The following is a 16,041-nucleotide window of genomic DNA, read 5'->3' as shown; positions in this document are numbered from 1 at the left end:
TTCGAGGCGCTACCTAAATAGCTTTCGCGGAGAACCAGCTATGTCCAGGTTTGATTGGCCTTTCACCCCTAACCACACGTCATCCAAGACCTTTTCAACGGGCACTGGTTCGGACCTCCAGTGCGTGTTACCGCACCTTCATCCTGCGCATGGCTAGATCACCTGGTTTCGGGTCTAAAGCAGCGGACTGAACGCCCTGTTCAGACTCGCTTTCGCTGCGCCTTCGCCTACCGGCTTAAGCTTGCCCACTACTTTAAGTCGCTGACCCATTATACAAAAGGTACGCAGTCACCCAGGACATCCATTGAAGGACTCGCCTTGGGCTCCCACTGTTTGTAAGCATCCGGTTTCAGGAACTGTTTCACTCCCCTCGTCGGGGTGCTTTTCACCTTTCCCTCACGGTACTGGTTCGCTATCGGTCGCTGAGGAGTACTTAGGCTTGGAGGGTGGTCCCCCCATCTTCAGACAGGATTTCACGTGTCCCGCCTTACTCGTGTCCTGGCATTGGCTTGTCCCGTACGGGGCTGTCACCCATCACGCCGGCCATTCCAGGCCGTTCCGGTAAGCGTCATGCCAGGCGCTGGCCTGGTCCGCGTTCGCTCGCCACTACTGACGGAGTCTCGTTGATGTCCTTTCCTCCGGGTACTGAGATGTTTCAGTTCCCCGGGTTCGCTTCAAACCCCTATGGATTCAGGATTTGATACCTTCTCGAACCATCGTAGCGCAGACCCAGGATCGCTCCTGAGCCTACGATACGGTGGCTGAAGGTGGGTTTCCCCATTCGGAGATCCTCGGATCAAAGCTCGTTCGCAGCTCCCCAAGGCTTATCGCAGCGTACCACGTCCTTCATCGCCTCTCAGCGCCAAGGCATCCACCAGATGCTCTTAAGGCACTTGATCGCTCTCATGATCGGTGTCCGGCGTGACCGACAGCCTGTTGGGGCCATCGCTCACACCATCCACGGTCACGATAAAGACCGGCAGCAGGTTCTTTCGAACCCGCTGCCTTATGCTTGCCGAACGCACCCAGGTCCGCCGCTTTCGCAACGGCCCGGGCACATTCCCTCTTCACGATGTCAGATATCCGCAGCCACCCGCTGATGCGTCGATGGTGCGAAGCTCTTTGATCCGGACGACCCTCGACCTCACTGCCGATCGGCAGGGGAGGGTGGTGGAGCTGGACGGGATCGAACCGACGACCTCATGCTTGCAAAGCACGCGCTCTCCCAACTGAGCTACAGCCCCGTAGGCGCTGCTCGTCAGGTCGAGGCGAAGCCTCGCAAGGCCAACTGGCCGCCGCGCCGCGTGGCGCGGGAAGCCTAAGGCGACGGATGTCGCCGCCGGCGTTTGAGGCCCCAAGAACAATGGTGGGCCTGGGACGACTCGAACGTCCGACCTCACCCTTATCAGGGGTGCGCTCTAACCACCTGAGCTACAGGCCCGTCGCTTGGCTTACCGCCCAGCGTGTCCGGATGATGAGAAAGAGAAACGAAGACGGCGCGTCCCGCCAATTGGGTCCTGACTGGACCCTTGATCCAACGACGCCGTACGAGGAGAGGACCGGTTACCCGATCGTCCTGACAAACAGCATCCTTAGAAAGGAGGTGATCCAGCCGCAGGTTCCCCTACGGCTACCTTGTTACGACTTCACCCCAGTCGCTGACCCTACCGTGGTCGCCTGCCCCCTTGCGGTTGGCGCAGCGCCGTCGGGTAAGACCAACTCCCATGGTGTGACGGGCGGTGTGTACAAGGCCCGGGAACGTATTCACCGTGGCGTGCTGATCCACGATTACTAGCGATTCCGCCTTCATGCACCCGAGTTGCAGAGTGCAATCCGAACTGAGACGGCTTTTGGGGATTCGCTCCAGGTCGCCCCTTCGCTGCCCATTGTCACCGCCATTGTAGCACGTGTGTAGCCCATCCCGTAAGGGCCATGAGGACTTGACGTCATCCACACCTTCCTCGCGGCTTATCACCGGCAGTCTCCCCAGAGTGCCCAACTGAATGATGGCAACTAGGGACGTGGGTTGCGCTCGTTGCGGGACTTAACCCAACATCTCACGACACGAGCTGACGACAGCCATGCAGCACCTGTGTGCACGCCTCCGAAGAGGACAACGGATCTCTCCGCCTAACATGCCATGTCAAGGGATGGTAAGGTTCTGCGCGTTGCGTCGAATTAAACCACATGCTCCACCGCTTGTGCGGGCCCCCGTCAATTCCTTTGAGTTTTAATCTTGCGACCGTACTCCCCAGGCGGAATGCTTAATGCGTTAGCGGCGCCACTGACCTGCATGCAGACCAACGGCTAGCATTCATCGTTTACAGCGTGGACTACCAGGGTATCTAATCCTGTTTGCTCCCCACGCTTTCGCGCCTCAGCGTCAGAACCGGACCAGACAGCCGCCTTCGCCACTGGTGTTCTTGCGAATATCTACGAATTTCACCTCTACACTCGCAGTTCCGCTGTCCTCTTCCGGTCTCAAGCCAACCAGTATCGAAGGCCATTCCGTGGTTGAGCCACGGGCTTTCACCCTCGACTAAATCAGCCGCCTACGCGCCCTTTACGCCCAGTGATTCCGAGCAACGCTAGCCCCCTTCGTATTACCGCGGCTGCTGGCACGAAGTTAGCCGGGGCTTATTCCTCCGGTACCGTCATTATCGTCCCGGAGAAAAGAGCTTTACAACCCTAAGGCCGTCATCACTCACGCGGCATGGCTGGATCAGGGTTGCCCCCATTGTCCAATATTCCCCACTGCTGCCTCCCGTAGGAGTCTGGGCCGTGTCTCAGTCCCAGTGTGGCTGATCATCCTCTCAGACCAGCTACTGATCGTCGCCTTGGTGAGCCGTAACCTCACCAACAAGCTAATCAGACGCGGGCCGATCCTTCGGCAGTCAAGCCTTTCCCCAAAAGGGCGTATCCGGTATTAGCTCAAGTTTCCCTGAGTTATTCCGAACCGAAGGGCACGTTCCCACGCGTTACTCACCCGTCTGCCGCTGACCCCGAAGGGCCCGCTCGACTTGCATGTGTTAAGCCTGCCGCCAGCGTTCGCTCTGAGCCAGGATCAAACTCTCAAGTTGAAGAGCTGATCAAAGCTGATCACAATAGTAACGGAGGCTCACGACCGACCGGCGTTTCCACCAATCGTGTGAGCACCGAAACGTTAAGACCAGCATCATCCTACTCGTGATCCCACCCGAAGGCAGGATCCGCAGGGACGACGCCGTCCACGCTTCTCTTTCTCGTATGAACTTGTCAAAGAGCGACCCGATCGAAACCGGGGTATCATCGGCAAAAACGGGACCAGCGCCTGACCGAGGTCAGGCTCACCGGCCCGGACTGTCTCGAAGATGGCTCAGCGGCCGGTCCGCGGGAGCGGCCGGCGCCGATGGGTGGTCGTATAGGCCCTACTTCCCGGACCCGTCAACCCCTTGACGAAACTTTCACGACAGCCCCTCCCCTACCACCTCTCTCAAACCACCTCTCTCAACCCGTGAGCTTGCCGGACACGCGCAGGTCGCTGCGAGACGCGCGCGACAAGTGCCATTTGGCCGACCCTTCATGCAAGGCATGTATTACATCAGCGCATAGGCTAGAACTGCCTCCAGCTGAGACAACCAGTCACCATCGGTGGTGCGCAATCTTGTTTTCCGGGTGTAATTCTGTCGCATTTGCAAAAAGAAATATTGACCTGCGGCTTCCGAGGACGCATGGGCACGCACTCTGTCATTGGAGCCGATTGAATGCTGGACCAAGATCAAGAAACCAACCTGATTGAACGCGCAGCCGACATCGTGTCGGCCTACGTGTCCAACAACTCCGTTCCGCTGGCCGAGCTGCCGGCCCTGATCAATGCTGTGCACCAGTCGCTGAGCCGGCTCGGCGACGACCAGGCGGTCGAGGCAGAGAAGCCGGTGCCGCTGATGCCGGTCAAGAAGACGGTGACCCCGGACTACCTGATCAGCCTCGAGGACGGGAAGCAGTACAAGTCGCTCAAGCGCCACCTGTCGACCCGCGGGCTCACCCCCGAGGAATACCGCCGCAAGTGGGGCCTGCCGCACGACTACCCGATGGTTGCCGCCAACTACGCCGCCCAACGTTCGGAACTCGCCAAGAACAGCGGGCTGGGTCGTCGCCGCAGCGCCTGATCCTTGCCAGGAACCGTCTCGGGCGAGGGGGCTCCGGCCCGAGCGAAAAAGGCCCCCGGACCGTCGGATCCGGGGGCCTTTCTCATCTCAGCGATGGGTCAGGGCGTTCAGTGCGCCACCAGACCGGATGCGTCGTCGTCCGACCGGGCGGGTGAGGCCTTCGGCAGCGGCTCGTCCCAGTCGATCGCCTCCGGCATGCGAATCAGCGCCCGCTCGAGGACCTGATCCATGCGCGAGACGGGAACGATCTCGAGCCCGTTCTTCACGCTATCGGGGATCTCCGCCAGATCCTTGGCGTTCTCTTCCGGGATCAGCACGATCTTGATGCCGCCCCGCAGAGCCGCCAGCAGCTTCTCCTTGAGGCCGCCGATCGGCAGCACCCTGCCACGCAAGGTGACCTCGCCCGTCATGGCGATGTCGCGGCGCACCGGGATGCCGGTGATGACCGAGACGATCGCCGTCGCCATGGCGATGCCTGCCGAGGGCCCGTCCTTCGGGGTCGCCCCCTCCGGCACGTGGACGTGGATGTCCCGACGCTCGAACAGGGGCGGCTCGACGCCGAAATCGACGGCCCGCGAGCGCACGTAGGACGCTGCCGCCGAAATCGACTCCTTCATCACGTCGCGCAGGTTGCCGGTCACCGTCATCTTGCCCTTGCCGGGCATCATGATGCCTTCGATCGTGAGCAGCTCGCCCCCGACCTCGGTCCAGGCCAGACCCGTGACCGCGCCGACCTGATCGTCGGTCTCGATCTCGCCGTAGCGGAACTTCGCCGGGCCGAGGAAGGTGTCGAGGTTCTCGGCCGAGACCGTCACGCTCTTCACCCCCGAGATCAGGATCTCCTTCACCGCCTTGCGGATCAGGTTCGAGATCTCACGCTCCAGGTTCCGCACGCCCGCCTCGCGGGTGTAGCGGCGGATCAGAAGCATCAGGCCGTCATCGGTGATCGACCATTCCTTGGGCTCGAGGCCATGCTTCTTCAGCGCGCCCGGCATCAGGTGCTTGCGCGCGATCTCGACCTTCTCCTCCTCGGTGTAGCCGGCGATGCGGATCACCTCCATCCGGTCCAGCAGGGCCGGCGGGATGTTGAGGGTGTTGGCGGTCGTCACGAACATCACGTTCGACAGGTCGTAGTCGACCTCGAGGTAATGGTCGTTGAAGGTCGCGTTCTGCTCCGGATCGAGCACCTCGAGGAGCGCCGCCGACGGGTCGCCGCGGAAGTCCATGCCCATCTTGTCGATCTCGTCGAGCAGGATGAGCGGGTTCGAGGTCTTGGCCTTGCGCATCGACTGCACGATCTTGCCGGGCATCGAGCCGATATAGGTCCGGCGGTGACCGCGGATCTCGGCCTCGTCGCGCACGCCGCCGAGCGACATGCGGACGAACTCGCGACCCGTCGCCTTGGCGATCGACTTGCCGAGCGAGGTCTTGCCGACGCCGGGAGGGCCGACGAGGCAGAGGATCGGACCGGTGAGCTTGTTGGCGCGTTGCTGCACCGCCAGGTACTCGACGATCCGCTCCTTGACCTTGTCGAGGCCGAAATGATCGGAATCGAGCATGGCCTGGGCGCCGGGCAGGTCCTTCTTGATCTTCGAGCGCTTGCCCCACGGGATGCCGAGCATCCAGTCGAGGTAGTTGCGCACCACCGTCGCCTCGGCCGACATCGGCGACATCTGACGCAGCTTCTTCAGCTCAGCCAGCGCCTTGTCCCGCGCCTCCTTGGACAGCTTGGTCTTCTCGATCTTGTCCTCGAGCTCGGCCAGCTCGTCGCGACCGTCCTCGTCGCCGAGTTCTTTCTGAATGGCCTTCATCTGCTCATTCAGGTAATACTCGCGCTGGGTCTTCTCCATCTGCCGCTTGACGCGGGTACGGATGCGCTTCTCGACCTGCAGCACCGAGATCTCGCTCTCCATCAGCGAGAGCACGCGCTCAAGCCTTTGGGCGACGGTCGGGATCTCGAGGATCGCCTGCTTGTCGGAGATCTTGACCGCGAGATGCGAGGCGACCGTGTCGGCGAGCTTCGAGGGCTCGTCGATCTGGATCACCGCCGAGACCACCTCGGGCGAAATCTTCTTGTTGAGCTTGACGTAGTTCTCGAACTCCGAGATCACCGAGCGGGCGAGCGCCTCGGCCTCGATCTTGTCGCCGAGATCGTTCGGCAGCACCTCGGCCTCGGCGGCGTAGTACTCGTCCGAGCGGACGAAATCCTGGATCTTGGCGCGGCCGCCCCCCTCCACCAGCACCTTCACGGTGCCGTCAGGGAGCTTGAGCAGCTGGAGCACGCTGGCGAGCGTGCCGATGGTGTAGATCGCGTCGGTGGCCGGGTCGTCGTCGGTGGCGTTGACCTGGGTGGCGAGCAGGATGTGCCGGTCGGTGCGGACCGCTTCCTCGAGCGCGCGGATCGATTTCTCGCGGCCGACGAAGAGCGGCACGATCATGTGCGGGAAGACCACGATGTCGCGCAGCGGCAGGACCGCGTAGGTCCCGCTCGTGCCGGGGACGACGGGCTGGCGCGATTTCGGCTGGGTCATTGACTGACTTCCTTGTGTGGTGACGCCCAGGTCCCTCCCCTCGCGAAGGGGAAAAGCAGGAGGAACCGGGGGGCCGACCGGGCCGCGGGGGTCGGAAACGAGGAGAGCGGCCGGGTCGCGGCACCGCACCTCGTTTGGTGAGCATGCGGCCGCCGCGTCGATCTCAGGTGGCTCCTCCAGGTGCCGCTTTCAAGCACCGTGCCACCCGGCCGCATCCGGCCACCTCTCAAGCAAGAGGCCGCCGTTGTCGCGGCGGCCTCCGGATGCCGATCAGGCGCTTGCGCTCGCCGGTGCGTCCTTGCCCCGGTCGCCGTGGATGTAGAGCGGCCGTGACTTTCCGTCGACGACCTCCGGCCCGATCACCACCTGCTCGACCGAATCGAGGCCGGGCAGGTCGTACATCGTCTCGAGCAGGATGCTCTCCAGGATCGAGCGCAGGCCGCGGGCGCCGGTCTTGCGCTCGATCGCCTTGCGGGCGACGAGGCTCAGGGCCTCGTCCTGGAACGTCAGGTCGACGTTCTCCATCTCGAACAAGCGCTGGTATTGCTTGACCAGCGCGTTCTTCGGCTCCTGGAGGATGCGCTTCAGCGCGGTCTCGTCGAGGTCCTCGAGTGTCGCCAGCACGGGCAGGCGGCCGACGAATTCGGGGATGAGGCCGAACTTCAGCAGGTCCTCGGGCTCGACGTTGCGGAAGATCTCGCCGGTGCGGCGGTCGTCCGGAGCCTGGACGGTGGCACCGAAGCCGATCGACGTGCCCTTGCCGCGGGCCGAGATGATCCGTTCCAGCCCGGCGAAGGCGCCGCCGCAGATGAACAGGATGTTGGTCGTGTCGACCTGCAGGAATTCCTGCTGCGGGTGCTTGCGACCGCCCTGCGGCGGGACGCTGGCGACCGTGCCCTCCATGATCTTCAGGAGCGCCTGCTGCACGCCCTCGCCCGACACGTCGCGGGTGATCGAGGGATTATCCGACTTGCGGGAGATCTTGTCGATCTCGTCGATGTAGACGATGCCGCGCTGCGCCCGCTCGACGTTGTAGTCGGACGCCTGGAGCAGCTTGAGGATGATGTTCTCGACGTCCTCGCCGACGTAACCGGCCTCGGTCAGCGTCGTGGCATCGGCCATCGTGAACGGCACATCGAGGATGCGCGCCAGGGTCTGAGCCAACAGTGTCTTGCCGGACCCGGTCGGGCCGATCAGCAGGATGTTGGACTTCGCCAGCTCGACGTCGTTGTGCTTGGTCGCGTGCGCCAGGCGCTTGTAATGGTTGTGCACCGCCACCGACAGGACCTTCTTGGCAAAGTCCTGCCCGATGACGTAGTCATCCAGAACCCGCCGAATCTCCTTCGGGGTGGGTACGCCGTCCCGCGACTTCACCAGCGAGGACTTCGATTCCTCGCGAATGATGTCCATGCACAGCTCGACGCACTCATCGCAGATGAAGACGGTCGGGCCCGCGATCAGCTTGCGAACCTCGTGCTGGCTCTTGCCGCAGAACGAGCAGTACAGCGTGCTCTTCGAGTCGTTGCCGCCAGCCTTGCTCATATGGGTCTCCAAGTCCCCGACCGGCCCCGTCCCGGGGACGCGACCGCATCGCTTTTAGATAGTGGCGCCCGGCTAAAGAAACAGTCACCGCCTCCCGCGCCGCCGGGCGCCCGGTGCAGAATCACGATGCAAACACGCAGCCACCTCGGGATCAATCCCATCGATGCGACAGGCTCCCGCCAAATGGCCGCATCGTCGGACCCGCCTTCGAGAGTGGCCCCTGTCCTTTTGGGGCAGGCCCGCGCTCCGGGGGACGCTCCCCATACGCGCGGGCCTGCCGCCGAGTTCCGGTGACGCTTGGTGCCGGTTATGCTTGCGCCGGCGCCTCGGCCCGCTTCTGGAGCACCTCGTCGATGAGGCCCCACTCCTTGGCCGCGTCGGCGGTCATGAAGTTGTCGCGCTCCAGGCCCTGCTCGATCGCCTCGTACTCGCGGCCGGTATGCTTCACGTAGATCTCGTTGAGGCGCCGCTTCAGGGCCTCGATCTCACGGGCATGGATCAGGATGTCGGTGGCCTGTCCCTGGAAGCCGCCGGAGGGCTGGTGCACCATGATCCGGGCATTCGGCAGGGCGAAGCGGTGGCCCGCCTCGCCGGCGGCCAGCAGCAGCGAGCCCATCGAGGCGGCCTGGCCGACGCAGAGCGTGGCGACCGGGCAACGGATGAACTGCATCGTGTCGTAGATCGACAGGCCGGAGGTGACCACGCCGCCCGGCGAGTTGATGTAGAAGGAGATTTCCTTCTTCGGGTTTTCCGCCTCGAGGAACAGCAGCTGCGCCACGATCAGCGACGCGGAATAATCCTCGACCGGGCCCGTCAGGAAGATGATGCGCTCGCGCAAGAGGCGCGAGTAGATGTCGAAGGCGCGCTCGCCGCGGCTCGACTGCTCGACCACCATGGGCACGAGCGCGCTGTTGTAATAATCGACCGGATCTCTCATCTCACTGGCCCTCTGAACGGAACCCGGCCGCCTCCAGGCGGCCGGGGTAGCGGCGGAAACGCATGACCTCGCAGGCCCCGTCCCCGCCGCCCGTTCGGGGCCGTCGCGAGGGTCAGGCCGGGTTGGACTCACCCGCGGGAGCGGCCTCGGCCTTGTCGGCCTTGGCCGAGTCAGCCTTGGTCTCCTCGGCGTCGTCCTCGTCGGCGAACAGCGCCTCCTTGGAGACGGGCTCCTCGACCAGTTTGACCTGCCCGAGGACGTGGTCAACCACCTTCTCCTCGAACAGCGGGGCGCGCAGCTCGGCCAGCGCCTGCGGGGTCTTGCGGTAGAAATCCCAGACCTGCTGTTCCTGGCCGGGGAACTGACGGACGCGGGCGATCAGGGCCTGATTCACCTCGTCGTCCGAGACCTTGATATCGGCGCTCTCGCCGGCCTGCGCAAGCACCAGGCCGAGGCGCACGCGGCGCTCGGCGATCCGGCGGTACTCCTCGCGCGCCTTCTCCTCGGTGGTGTCCTCGTCCTCGAAGGTCTTGCCGCGGTTCTTCAGGTCCTGCTCGACCTGGGCCCACACGGCGGCGAATTCCTGGTGGACGAGGCTCGGGGGCAGCTCGAAGGAGTAGCGGCTGTCGAGGGCGTCGAGCAGGCCCTTCTTCAGCTTCTGGCGCGAGGCCGCCTCGTACTCGCGGCCCATGGTGTCGCGCACGGCGTCCTTGAGGGCGTCGAGCGACTCCATGCCGAAGGTCTTGGCGAGCTCGTCGTCGATGGTGAGCTCACCCGGGTACTTGATGCCCTTCACCGTGACGTCGAACTCGGCCTCCTTGCCGGCGAGGTGCTCGGCGCCGTAGCTCTCCGGGAAGGTGACCTTGACCAGGCGCTCGTCGCCGACGTGAACGCCGAGCAGCTGGTCCTCGAAGCCGGGGATGAAGGTGCCGGAGCCGAGGTCGAGATTGATGTCCTCGCCGGTGCCGCCCTCGAACGGGGTGCCGTCGATCCGGCCGGTGAAGTTGATGACGACCCGATCGCCGGTCTCGGCGTACTGGCCCTCCATCCGGTCGTGGAACGGACGGTTGGCCGACGCCATCCGCTCGATCGTCGCGTTGATCTCCTCGTCGGAGGGGGTGACGACCTGCTTGGTCAGGCTCACGTCCGAGAGGTCGACGAGGTCGAAGCTCGGCATCACCTCGAGGGCGATCTTGAACGAGAGGTCGGCCTTGGCGTCGAGCGCCTTCTCGATCTCGTCCTTGTCCTCGGGCATCTGCACCTGAGGCTCGAGGGCGAGCTTGAGCTTGTTGTCCTCGACGATCTTCTGGTTGGCCTCGCTGACGGCGTTCTGGACGACGTCGGCCATCACGGAGCGGCCGTAGACCTTGCGCAGGTGGGCGACCGGCACCTTGCCCGGGCGGAAGCCCTTGAGCTGCACCTTGCCCTTGATCCCGTCGAGCTCCGTCGCGAGCCGGCTCTCCAGCTCGGCCGCGGGCAGGACCACCTGGAATTCGCGCTTGAGCCCCTCGGACTTGGTCTCGGTCACCTGCATCGTCGTCATTCCGCCTTGCACCTTCGAATCCGGCCTGGCTGCGGGCCCGGACGGCGCTGTGAACGACGCCGTGCGACGGGACCGTCAGGACAAGGGGCCGGCACTGCTGCTTGAACCCATTCCGTCGTGTCGCCTGGCGGAGGTGGTGCGGGCGGAGGGGCTCGAACCCCCACGACTCTCGTCACTGGAACCTAAATCCAGCGCGTCTACCAATTCCGCCACGCCCGCGACGCTCGCGCCCGAGGCCTGACGCACCCGGGCGCGGCTCTATAGCATGGTGGATCGGTCACGCAGCAAGAATTTTAGCCGCCGCCTCGCCCCGCGCCAAAGCCCCGGCTACAAGGCGGGTCGCCGCGGGGGACCGCCCTCCCCGCGCGAGACATTCCCCATCCAGCGAGGTGCCATGCCGTCGTCCCTGCCGCCCTCGCGCCGCGCGCTGCTCGCCGGCGCCGCCCTGTCCCTCGCCCCCACCCTCGTCCGGGCGCAGGGCGGCCCGTCCGCGACGCCCTCCCATCCGGCGCCGGGCGCGGCGGAGGCGAAGGCCCTGATCGCGGCGCCCGGCAAGGCGCGGATCAAGCCCGAGCCCGCGCCCGAGACCCCGGTCTGGGCCTTCGACGGCAAGACCGAGCCGCCGGTCCTGCGGGTCAAGCTCGGCGAGGGTGTTCGCCTGCGCCTGGAGAACAAGACCGAGAAGCCCCTGTCGCTGCACTGGCACGGGGTGCGCAACCGCAACGCCATGGACGGGGTCGGCGGGGTCACTCAGGCCCCTGTCGCCCCGGGGGCGAGCTTCCTCTACGAGTTCACGCCGCCGGATGCCGGCACCTTCCTGATTCGCCCGTTGATCGTCGGCGGGTCGAGCGAGCCGTCCGGGCGCGGGCTTGCCGGGATGCTGGTGGTCGAGGAGGCCAAGCCCCCGGTCGTCGACCGCGACGTGCCCCTGCTCCTCCAGGACTGGCGCCTGGAGCAGGACGGGACGCTGGCGCCGTTCGGGCAGACCGCCTTCGCGGCGAGTTCCGGCCGGCTCGGCAACGCGCTCACGATCAATGGAAAGCCCAGCCCTGAGACGATCGAGGCGGCGCCGGGCACACGGCTTCGCCTGCGGCTCGCCAATGCATGCAACGCCCGGGCGACCCGGATTCGCTTCGACGGGCTGAAGGCCTGGGTGGCGGCGGTGGACGGGCAGCCGACCGATACGTTCGAGCCCTTGCGCGCCACGTTGCCGTTCCAGCCCGGCACCCGCTACGACATCCTCCTCGACGTGCCGGCGGCCTCGGAGCCGGCGGGCGCCGTGGTGGCGCTGATCGGCCAGGGAATGCCGCTCGCCCGCATCGTCGCCAAGGGCGAGCCGGTCGCGGCCCGGCCTCCCGTGGCGCCGATCGGCGAGAACAAACTGCTGCCGCCGGAGATCAAGCTCCAGAACGCCTTCCGGCGCGACATCGCCGTCGCGGGCGGCGCAGTGGTCGACAAGGCCAAGCCCGAGGCAGCGCCGGTCTTCACCGGCGACCCGACCCGGATCTGGACCCTGAACGGCGCCGCCGGCCGGGCGGAGAATCCGCCCCTGTTCTCGGTCAAGCGCAACACGGCGGTGGTGCTGGCGCTCACCAACAATACCGCCTTCCCGCAATCGCTGCACCTGCACGGCCACGTCTTCCGGCTGCTCCACCCGCTCGACGACGGCTGGGAGCCCTACTGGCTCGACACGTTCCAGCTGCTGGAGGGCCGCACCGCCCGCATCGCGTTCCTGGCCGACAATCCCGGCCGCTGGCTGGTGAGCGCGACGGCGCTGGAGCGATTCGATACCGGCCTGTGGGGCTGGTTCGAGGTAACGTAACGTTATCCCCGCGTGGATCATGCGTCCGGCGGTCGCAGTGCGACGGCCGGCTACGCTTCAATCCATGTATTCAAGTCCTTGATGCTCAGTGGTTTATCGGTCTCTGCTTCAAGCCTGACAGCAAGGCGATCGAGAGAATGTGTTAACGTGGGCCAATGCGTCCGACGGATGCTTGGAGCATGCTGGTGCACCAGCAGCGCTCAAGGAGCTGCCGTGCATCGACGAGGTGCCCAGCATGGAACATCAGCCGCTTCGCCACATCCGTGACATCGCCGACGTCGAGACGGTCCCGGTCCTTCTGGAAGGCCGCCGGGCCCGGCTCGAGCGCTTCGCCGAGATCCTCGAACGCGATCCGGGCCGCAGCTTCATCACCCTGGAGGAGATCGAGTTCGTGCCCCGCAAGATGCGGGCGGGGATCCGGGCCGACAACTCGCCTCTCGCCTTCGCCTATGCCGATCCGGTGCTGCGGGCGAGCGGGCTTGCCGGCGACACCTTCGGCGACGCCCGCAGCTTCTTCGAGCTGAGCACCGGGGAGGCCCACAACCTGCTCTGCTCGTGCGTGAACGGCCGCACCGTCAAGGCGGGGCCGACCGCCAAGCGCCTGCGCCGGCTGGCGGCCCGCACGCCCGGCCTGTGGCTTGCCTATGGCTGCGCCGCCGGCCTCATCGCGCTCCCGGGCGCGGTCTACCTGCTCGGCTGAGACGCCGCCCAAAACGGAAAAAGGCCGCCCTCGCGGGCGGCCTTTTTCACGCTGCACGAGGCAGCCCCAAAATTACTTGATCTTGGTTTCCTTGAACTCGACATGCTTGCGCGCGATCGGGTCGTACTTCTTGAACGACAGCTTGTCGGTCTTGGTACGGGAGTTCTTCTTGGTGACGTAGAAATAGCCGGTATCGGCGGTCGACAGCAGCTTGATCTTGATGGTGACGGCCTTGGCCATGGCGCGACCTCTTGTGGATGATGGGTGTTGCGCCCGGAGGACCGAAACGCAAAACGGCCGGGCAGGCCCGGCCAGAACGCGGCGCCTTCCTGCCCCATCGCCTCCCAGGCGTCAAGCCCGGCTGACCGACGGCATAGCCGTCGGCGTCAGGGCGCGGCGCGGATCATTCGCCCGCCCACCACCGTGAGATAGGCGACAAACAGGAGCGCCAAGGACCAGGCGAAGCCGTGCGGCGAGGCGAGGTCCATGCCGCCGCCGACGAGCGGCGGCCCCAGCACCAAGCCGATATTGTAGAGCACCAGGAAGGCCGCGTTGGCGCCGGCGAGCGCCGCGCCGTCGAAGCGGGCACCGAGATGGGCAAGCCCGACGGTATAGAGCGTGCCGGCGATGCCGCCCCAGGTAAACAGAATCACGGCGAGCAGCCACGGGTCCCCTTCCCCGAGCGGCAGCGCGGCGGCGCCGACCGCGCCGAGGAACGCGGCGGCAAGCAGCACCCGGCGCTTGTCGATCCTATCGGCGAGCAGACCCACCGGGATCTGGAACAGCACGTTGCCGAGTGCCGCGATGCTGACGAGGCCCGCCGCCTGCTCCGCGCTGAGGCCGAGGCGCAGCCCGTAGATCGGCAGGATGGCGAAGCCCCCGGTCTCGACCGCGCCGTAGACGAGGGCCGCGAGCGTCGCCGAGGGCGCGACCCGCAGGTAGCCGAGGAAGCCCCGGCCGCCCTTGTGCGGGATCTCCGGCGAGAGGCCGCGGGCCATCATCAGGGGCAGCGTTCCGGCGCAGAACAGGGCCGCCCCCGCGAGATACGGCGCCCAGCCATGGGTGCCGAGGACGCGCAGCAGGGTCGGCCCGATGGCGAAGCCGAGCGCCAGCACCGTGGCGTAGACGCCCATCACCAGGCCGCGCCGGGCCGGCGGCGCCGCCTGGTTGATCCAGAACTCGGAGAGGACGAACATCACGCCCAACGCCGCCGAGAACACGAAGCGGAGCGGGAACCACCAAGCGAAGTCGTAGACCGCCCGGAAGCCGAGGAGCGCGAGCGCCGCGACCGCGATCGCGCCCAGCAGCAGCGGCATCACGCCGAGCCGCGCCGCCACCCTCGGCACGAAGGGCAGGACGACGATGCTCGCCACCCCGGCGATCGCCGTGTTGATGCCGATCCAGGTGTTGGACAGGCCCATCCGCTCCATCTCGAGGGAGAGAAGCGGGATCGACAGGCTGAGCCCGATGCCGACCACGGCTACGCAGGTGATGGCGGCGGCGATGGCGGCGAGGCGCGCAGCGTCGAACTCGGAGGCGAAGCGGGTCATGATGGGTCGGCCGTCAGGGCCGGCCCATATGGATCACGCGGCGGCCGAAGGCCACCCCCAGGGCGCCGCAGGTGCCCCCCTACAGCTCTTCCCGCGTGTGCTCGCCGTCGACGTCGCGAAAGAACGGCACCGGCAGCATCGGGCCGAACCCCGCCGCGAGCCGCGCCTCAAGCTCGTCGAGCACGATGGCCGTGATGCGCGGCAATTCCAGCTTGCGCGCCGCCGTAAGGTCGACCCAGGCGAGTTCGGTCAGCTCGGAATCGGGGCCGACGATACCGGGGGTCTCGGCCACCACCGCCTCGCGGTCGACGGCGAAGAACCGGGTATCGAAGCGCTTGGGCCGATAAGGCGGGGTGATCGCCCGGGCGACGAACTGGAGCAGTTCGAGGTCGGGCATCACCCCGGCTTCGCGAAACGCGCTCCAGGTGCCGGGCGGCGCCATCTCGGGCGGGCCGTAATCGAGGGAGCCGATCATCAGTCCGGTCTCCTCGTAGGTCTCGCGGATCGCCGCCAGCGCCAGGACGCGGCCGAGATGGAACAGCGGCGGGTGGACCTTCTCGGCGAGCGCCTGTTCGGCCCGGTCGTTGAGGGTGCCGGCGACCGGCATCGCGCGGTCGCCGAGCTCGATCCGTCCGCCCGGGAACACGAACAGGCCGGGCATGAACTTGTGGCCGGCATGGCGCTTGCCCATCAGCACCTTCGGCTGGTCGCCGGAGCGGTCGAGGATGATCAGCGTTGCGGCGTTGCGGATCCGCAGCGGCTTCCTGCGTTCAGGAGCCGGTGCCCCGTCCGTCGGTCCTGCCGCCATCCCGCATCTCCGTCTCGTTCCGGTCCGGACCGTTCGTCACCCGGGCCCCGGCGCGGCGTATCGCGGAAAAGCCGTGCATGCCAAGGGCGTATTGCAGGCCCACCACCGCCCCCTTGGTCGGCTGGAGAAGCAGCAGCGAGGCGATGAGCGCCAGGCCGGGCCAGAACGTCATCTGAAACCACAGCGGCACGTCGAGGCGCATCTCGCTCTCGAGGATGCCGATGCCCGCAAGGTGGCCGACGACGAAGATCACCAGGTAGGGCGGCAGGTCGTCGGCGCGGTGGTGATGCAGCTCGGTCCCGCAGGCCTCGCAGCTCTCCCGCACCTTGAGGAAGCGGTGGAACAGCCGGCCCTCGCCGCAATGCGGGCAGCGGTTGCGAAAGCCGCGCCACATCGCCAGTGCCCAGGACGGCTGGTCGGGCGATTGCGCCACCGCGGGCGGGCGCCCGGTGCCGACGGG

The 16,041-nt window shown here is 65.9% G+C and carries 11 protein-coding genes, 3 tRNA genes and 2 rRNA genes (1 of these 16 cut by a window edge); 3 read left to right on the top strand and 13 right to left on the bottom strand.

The window, feature by feature from the left end; genetic code table 11:
• The 4 genes from HBB12_RS26350 to HBB12_RS26335 all read right to left on the bottom strand — a co-directional run.
• A 23S ribosomal RNA gene (locus HBB12_RS26350) occupies positions 1-899 on the bottom strand; it reaches 1,918 nt to the left of the window's first position.
• A gap of 269 nt (positions 900-1,168) precedes the next feature.
• A tRNA-Ala gene (locus HBB12_RS26345) sits at positions 1,169-1,244 on the bottom strand.
• Positions 1,245-1,364: 120 nt separating this feature from the next.
• Positions 1,365-1,441, bottom strand: a tRNA-Ile gene (locus HBB12_RS26340).
• Between the two features lie 155 nt (positions 1,442-1,596).
• Positions 1,597-3,080 (bottom strand): 16S ribosomal RNA (locus HBB12_RS26335).
• The 16S and 23S rRNA genes sit together here with 2 tRNA genes alongside, the layout of an rRNA operon.
• Positions 3,081-3,743: 663 nt before the next feature.
• On the opposite strand from HBB12_RS26335, the gene HBB12_RS26330 reads away from it, so the two are divergent.
• Positions 3,744-4,148: a Ros/MucR family transcriptional regulator gene (locus HBB12_RS26330; protein WP_236992067.1), complete on the top strand. Its 405-nt coding sequence runs from the start codon at positions 3,744-3,746 to the stop codon at positions 4,146-4,148.
• 107 nt (positions 4,149-4,255) lie between these two features.
• Here HBB12_RS26330 and lon read toward each other — a convergent pair whose 3' ends face one another.
• The 5 genes from lon to HBB12_RS26305 all read right to left on the bottom strand — a co-directional run bounded on the left by lon (position 4,256) and on the right by HBB12_RS26305 (position 10,920).
• A complete protein-coding gene (gene lon / locus HBB12_RS26325) occupies positions 4,256-6,679 on the bottom strand; it encodes an endopeptidase La (RefSeq protein ID WP_236992066.1) in 2,424 nt (807 codons plus the stop codon).
• 270 nt (positions 6,680-6,949) lie between these two features.
• Entirely contained in the window at positions 6,950-8,221 is a 1,272-nt protein-coding gene (clpX, locus tag HBB12_RS26320; RefSeq protein WP_236992065.1) for an ATP-dependent Clp protease ATP-binding subunit ClpX, read from the bottom strand.
• Between the two features lie 307 nt (positions 8,222-8,528).
• The gene (locus HBB12_RS26315; protein WP_048427128.1) at positions 8,529-9,158 is read right to left on the bottom strand and encodes an ATP-dependent Clp protease proteolytic subunit; all 630 of its coding nucleotides are present in this window, start codon (positions 9,156-9,158) and stop codon (positions 8,529-8,531) included.
• A gap of 112 nt (positions 9,159-9,270) precedes the next feature.
• Positions 9,271-10,692 carry a trigger factor gene (gene tig / locus HBB12_RS26310; RefSeq protein ID WP_236992906.1) on the bottom strand — a complete coding sequence of 474 codons (1,422 nt, stop codon included), beginning with the start codon at positions 10,690-10,692 and terminating at the stop codon, positions 9,271-9,273.
• Positions 10,693-10,835: 143 nt separating this feature from the next.
• Positions 10,836-10,920: transfer RNA gene (locus HBB12_RS26305), tRNA-Leu, on the bottom strand.
• A 175-nt stretch (positions 10,921-11,095) separates the two neighbouring features.
• On the opposite strand from HBB12_RS26305, the gene HBB12_RS26300 reads away from it, so the two are divergent.
• Positions 11,096-12,523, top strand: coding sequence for a multicopper oxidase family protein (locus HBB12_RS26300; RefSeq protein ID WP_236992064.1), 1,428 nt, complete (start codon positions 11,096-11,098; stop codon positions 12,521-12,523).
• A gap of 235 nt (positions 12,524-12,758) precedes the next feature.
• The gene (locus tag HBB12_RS26295) at positions 12,759-13,223 is read left to right on the top strand and encodes a hypothetical protein (protein WP_236992063.1); all 465 of its coding nucleotides are present in this window, start codon (positions 12,759-12,761) and stop codon (positions 13,221-13,223) included.
• A gap of 72 nt (positions 13,224-13,295) precedes the next feature.
• Here the strand turns inward: HBB12_RS26295 and rpmG are convergent, their stop codons facing one another.
• From rpmG to HBB12_RS26275, 4 genes are all read right to left on the bottom strand, one after another.
• Entirely contained in the window at positions 13,296-13,463 is a 168-nt protein-coding gene (rpmG, locus tag HBB12_RS26290) for a 50S ribosomal protein L33 (RefSeq protein WP_048427126.1), read from the bottom strand.
• 146 nt (positions 13,464-13,609) lie between these two features.
• Positions 13,610-14,773: an MFS transporter gene (locus HBB12_RS26285; protein ID WP_236992062.1), complete on the bottom strand. Its 1,164-nt coding sequence runs from the start codon at positions 14,771-14,773 to the stop codon at positions 13,610-13,612.
• A 79-nt stretch (positions 14,774-14,852) separates the two neighbouring features.
• Positions 14,853-15,581 carry an NUDIX hydrolase gene (locus HBB12_RS26280; RefSeq protein WP_236992061.1) on the bottom strand — a complete coding sequence of 243 codons (729 nt, stop codon included), beginning with the start codon at positions 15,579-15,581 and terminating at the stop codon, positions 14,853-14,855.
• Positions 15,544-15,975, bottom strand: coding sequence for a DUF983 domain-containing protein (locus HBB12_RS26275; RefSeq protein WP_236992904.1), 432 nt, complete (start codon positions 15,973-15,975; stop codon positions 15,544-15,546). Before HBB12_RS26275 ends, HBB12_RS26280 begins: the two co-directional genes overlap by 38 nt.
• Positions 15,976-16,041: the final 66 nt, after the last annotated feature.

Source organism: Methylobacterium sp. SyP6R (assembly GCF_019216885.1).
Lineage (GTDB): Bacteria > Pseudomonadota > Alphaproteobacteria > Rhizobiales > Beijerinckiaceae > Methylobacterium.
This window is presented reverse-complemented; position numbering and strand designations above follow the sequence as displayed.

Excerpts from the sequence above, each read along its gene's own strand:
- HBB12_RS26330 (WP_236992067.1), top strand. The coding sequence starts at position 3,744 with ATGCTGGACCAAGATCAAGAAACCAACCTGATTGAACGCGCAGCCGAC.
- lon (WP_236992066.1), bottom strand. The coding sequence starts at position 6,679 with ATGACCCAGCCGAAATCGCGCCAGCCCGTCGTCCCCGGCACGAGCGGG.
- clpX (WP_236992065.1), bottom strand. The coding sequence starts at position 8,221 with ATGAGCAAGGCTGGCGGCAACGACTCGAAGAGCACGCTGTACTGCTCG.
- HBB12_RS26315 (WP_048427128.1), bottom strand. The coding sequence starts at position 9,158 with ATGAGAGATCCGGTCGATTATTACAACAGCGCGCTCGTGCCCATGGTG.
- tig (WP_236992906.1), bottom strand. The coding sequence starts at position 10,692 with ATGCAGGTGACCGAGACCAAGTCCGAGGGGCTCAAGCGCGAATTCCAG.
- HBB12_RS26300 (WP_236992064.1), top strand. The coding sequence starts at position 11,096 with ATGCCGTCGTCCCTGCCGCCCTCGCGCCGCGCGCTGCTCGCCGGCGCC.
- HBB12_RS26295 (WP_236992063.1), top strand. The coding sequence starts at position 12,759 with ATGGAACATCAGCCGCTTCGCCACATCCGTGACATCGCCGACGTCGAG.
- rpmG (WP_048427126.1), bottom strand. The coding sequence starts at position 13,463 with ATGGCCAAGGCCGTCACCATCAAGATCAAGCTGCTGTCGACCGCCGAT.
- HBB12_RS26285 (WP_236992062.1), bottom strand. The coding sequence starts at position 14,773 with ATGACCCGCTTCGCCTCCGAGTTCGACGCTGCGCGCCTCGCCGCCATC.
- HBB12_RS26280 (WP_236992061.1), bottom strand. The coding sequence starts at position 15,581 with ATGGCGGCAGGACCGACGGACGGGGCACCGGCTCCTGAACGCAGGAAG.
- HBB12_RS26275 (WP_236992904.1), bottom strand. The coding sequence starts at position 15,975 with ATGTGGCGCGGCTTTCGCAACCGCTGCCCGCATTGCGGCGAGGGCCGG.